The 3,246-nt window shown below is 73.2% G+C and carries 4 protein-coding genes; all 4 read right to left on the bottom strand.

Features of this window, described 5'->3' with window-relative positions:
- A partial coding sequence (locus Q7T52_RS07460; RefSeq protein ID WP_304800970.1) for a polyphenol oxidase family protein occupies positions 1-442 on the bottom strand: 442 nt, incomplete at its 3' end.
- 46 nt (positions 443-488) lie between these two features.
- Positions 489-1,661 (bottom strand): cell division protein FtsZ, encoded by a 1,173-nt coding sequence (ftsZ, locus tag Q7T52_RS07455; protein WP_304800968.1) that lies wholly within the window; start codon positions 1,659-1,661, stop codon positions 489-491.
- Between the two features lie 301 nt (positions 1,662-1,962).
- Positions 1,963-2,709 (bottom strand): cell division protein FtsQ/DivIB, encoded by a 747-nt coding sequence (locus tag Q7T52_RS07450; RefSeq protein WP_304800966.1) that lies wholly within the window; start codon positions 2,707-2,709, stop codon positions 1,963-1,965.
- Positions 2,702-3,246 (bottom strand): glutamate ligase domain-containing protein (locus Q7T52_RS07445; protein ID WP_304800964.1); only part of this gene is annotated, 545 nt, incomplete at its 5' end. The genes Q7T52_RS07450 and Q7T52_RS07445, both read right to left, overlap by 8 nt.

Genomic DNA, 3,246 nt, shown 5'->3' with positions numbered 1-3,246 from the left:
CCTCGTAGCAGGCGCCGCAGACGTGGGGGCCGATCCAGGCGGTGACGTCGCGGGCGCCGAGGTCGCGCATCGCAGCGACCGTGGCCGGCACGACGCCCGCGGCGACCCCCGGCCGGCCGGCGTGGGCCGCACCGAGCACGCCGGCCGCGGGGTCGGCGAGGAGGACGGGGACGCAGTCGGCGGCGCGGACCAGCAGGACGACGTCGGGCTGGTCGGTCACGATGCCGTCACCCTCGGAACGCGGCTCGCCGGGAGCCGCGACCGCGACGTGCCGCCCGTGCACCTGGCTGAGGTCGGCCACGACACAGCCGGGGGCGAAGTCGTCGAGCAGGAGCGCCAGGTTGCGCTGGGGCACGGTGCGGTCGCCGTGCTCGAAGAACGCCAGGTTGAGAGAGTCGAACGGGACGCCGCTGACCCCGCCGTGCCGGTCGGTGAAGGCCAGCTCGACGGGGCCGAGGGTGCTGCGGTGGTGGTACGTGGGTCCGCTCCTACTTGAGGAAGTCGGGGATGTCGAGGTCGTCGTCGTCGAAGACGACCTGCTGTGCGGGGCGGGGCGCCGACTGCTGGGGCGCCTCGGCGCGCTGCTCGGCCGGCTCGGACCGCGACTCGGTGCGGGGCTCGGGACGAGCGGCGACCGCGGCCTTGACCTCCTCCTGGCTGACCTGGGCCGGGGCGTTGTGACGCAGCGACGAGCCCTCGGTGCGGCGCTTGGGGGTGCCGCCGTCGAAACCGGCGGCGATGACGGTGACCCGCACCTCGTCGCCGAGGGCGTCGTCGATCGTCGCGCCGAAGATGATGTTGGCCTCGGGGTGGACGGCGTCTGCGACGAGCGCGGCGGCGTGGTTGATCTCGAAGAGACCGAGGTCGGAGCCACCGGCGATGGAGAGCAGGACACCGTGGGCGCCGTCGATGCTGGCCTCGAGCAGCGGGCTGGAGACGGCCATCTCGGCGGCGGCGACGGCACGGTCCTCGCCGCGGGCCGAGCCGATGCCCATGAGGGCGGAGCCGGCGTTGGCCATGACCGACTTGACGTCGGCGAAGTCGAGGTTGATCAGGCCCGGGGTCGTGATCAGGTCGGTGATGCCCGAGACGCCCTGGAGCAGGACCTGGTCGGCCTGCTTGAAGGCGTCGAGGACCGAGACGTTGCGGTCGCTGATCGACAGCAGCCGGTCGTTGGGGATCACGATGAGGGTGTCGACCTCCTCGCGCAGCTGGGCGATGCCCTCGTCGGCCGAGCCCATCCGGCGGCGACCCTCGAAGGCGAACGGGCGGGTGACGACACCGATGGTCAGCGCGCCCAGCGAGCGGGCGATGCGCGCGACGACCGGGGCACCACCGGTGCCGGTGCCGCCACCCTCGCCGGCGGTCACGAACACCATGTCGGCGCCCTTGATGACCTCTTCGATCTCGTCGGCGTGGTCCTCGGCCGCCTGTCCCCCGACCTCGGGGTTGGCGCCGGCACCGAGGCCGCGGGTCAGCTCGCGGCCGATGTCGAGCTTGACGTCGGCGTCGCTCATGAGCAGCGCCTGGGCGTCGGTGTTGATCGCGATGAACTCGACGCCCTTGAGGCCGACCTCGATCATCCGGTTGACGGCGTTGACGCCACCGCCACCGATGCCCACGACCTTGATGATGGCCAGGTAGTTCTGTGCAGCAGCCACGACGGCTTCACCTCTCGAGAAGAATCTGATGGGGTAGACGGCCGGCGTGTCGCGAACTGTGACCCTCAACCTGAGGGTTATAGTTATGTCAACCTCGCCGTGGTGACGACACTAGGCACCGCTGTGCCCCAAGCCCGGCAGACACGCCGGGTCGGGCCGAGTTGTCGGCGTACCGACTTGAGGGTGGTCAGGGAGCTCCGACCGTTGTCAGGGGTTGCAACCCCTGACAGGTGACGGAATCCCCGGCCGGCCGGGGATTCCGACACCCCCCGGGGGTATGCCGACCCGAACCGCCCCGACCTCAGTCGCTCGTCGTCGGCTGCCCTGGCACGCTCACGTCGAGCACCTTGCCGGGCTGGCGGAGGAGGGCGATGAGGACCTTGGCCTTCTCGGCGGAGGCGTCGGCGCTCCCCCAGCGCACGACGCGGTCGTCGCGCAGGACGAGGTCGATCTCGTCGATGCTGCGCAGGTCGAGGTGGTCGACGAGGACCGAGACCTCGCGCGGCAGCGCGGCGATGACGGTGACGGCCTCCTTGAGGGCGTCCTCGTCGGTGGCGGAGGTGCCGTCAGGGGTCTCGATGCGGGGCAGGCCCGAGGGCGGGCGCTGGTAGGTGCGGAACGGGACGCCCTCGACGTCGACGCCCTGGAGGTCGGCGCCGAGGCGGACGACGGCGACGGGCTCGCGCTCCTGGATCGTGATGAGCACGCTGTCGGGCCACTGGCGGGTGACCTCGACGCTGCGGACGGCCTTGAGCGAGCGCACGCGGAACTCGATCGCGTCGAGGTCGACGGTGGCCAGCGGCCCGCCCGTCGGCACGTCGGCCGCGGACTCGACGTCGGCGGCGCTGATGGTGCGGGCGCCGACGACCTCGACGTCGCTGACCGAGAGCGCGTCGGAGAAGTAGACGGCGTAGAGCCCGCCGCCGCCGAGCACGAGGACGACCGCCGCCACGACCAGGTAGCGCAGGGTCAGCCAGCGCCGCGCCCACTGGCGGCGCGCGAAGCGACGGCGGCTGCGCTCCTCGGTGCTGCGGCGGGTCCTAGCCATCCGCGGCGCCCCCCTCGAGCAGCGCGAGCACCTCCGGGCCGACCTGGGTGACGGTGCCGGCGCCGAGCGTCAGCACGAGGTCGCCGGGCCGGGCGCGGGCGACGAGCGTCGCGGCCGCGGTGGAGAGGGAGGCGAGGGCGACCCGCTCCGCGGGCAGGGGTACGGCGTCCGCGACGAGTGCCGACGTGACGGCCGGGTCGGCGGCCTCGCGCGCGAGGTAGAGGTCGAGGACGACGACCTCGTCGGCGGCGCCGAGCGCGACGCCCATCGCGGCGCCGAAGATCCGGGTGCGCGAGACCAGGTGGGGCTGGAAGGCGACGACCAGCCGACCCTCCCCCGCGAGCGCCCGCGCGGACTGCAGGTCGCCGACGATCTCGGTCGGGTGGTGGGCGTAGCTGTCGTAGACCCGGACGCCGGCGGCCTCGCCCTTGCGCTCCATCCGGCGTCGCGTGCCGGTGTAGGACGCGATGCCGCGCAGGAGGTCGGCGCGGTCGTGACCGAGGGCCTCGCCCGCGGCGAGGGCGGCGAGGGCGTCGG

Origin of the sequence: Nocardioides sp., assembly GCF_030655615.1 — a bacterium.
Lineage (GTDB): Bacteria > Actinomycetota > Actinomycetes > Propionibacteriales > Nocardioidaceae > Nocardioides.
Note: the sequence above shows the minus strand (reverse complement) of the source record. Positions and strands in the feature narration are given on the sequence as shown.

Bases quoted from the DNA above. Each gene is read 5' to 3' on its own strand.
- Q7T52_RS07450 (WP_304800966.1), bottom strand. From the start codon at position 2,709: ATGGCTAGGACCCGCCGCAGCACCGAGGAGCGCAGCCGCCGTCGCTTC.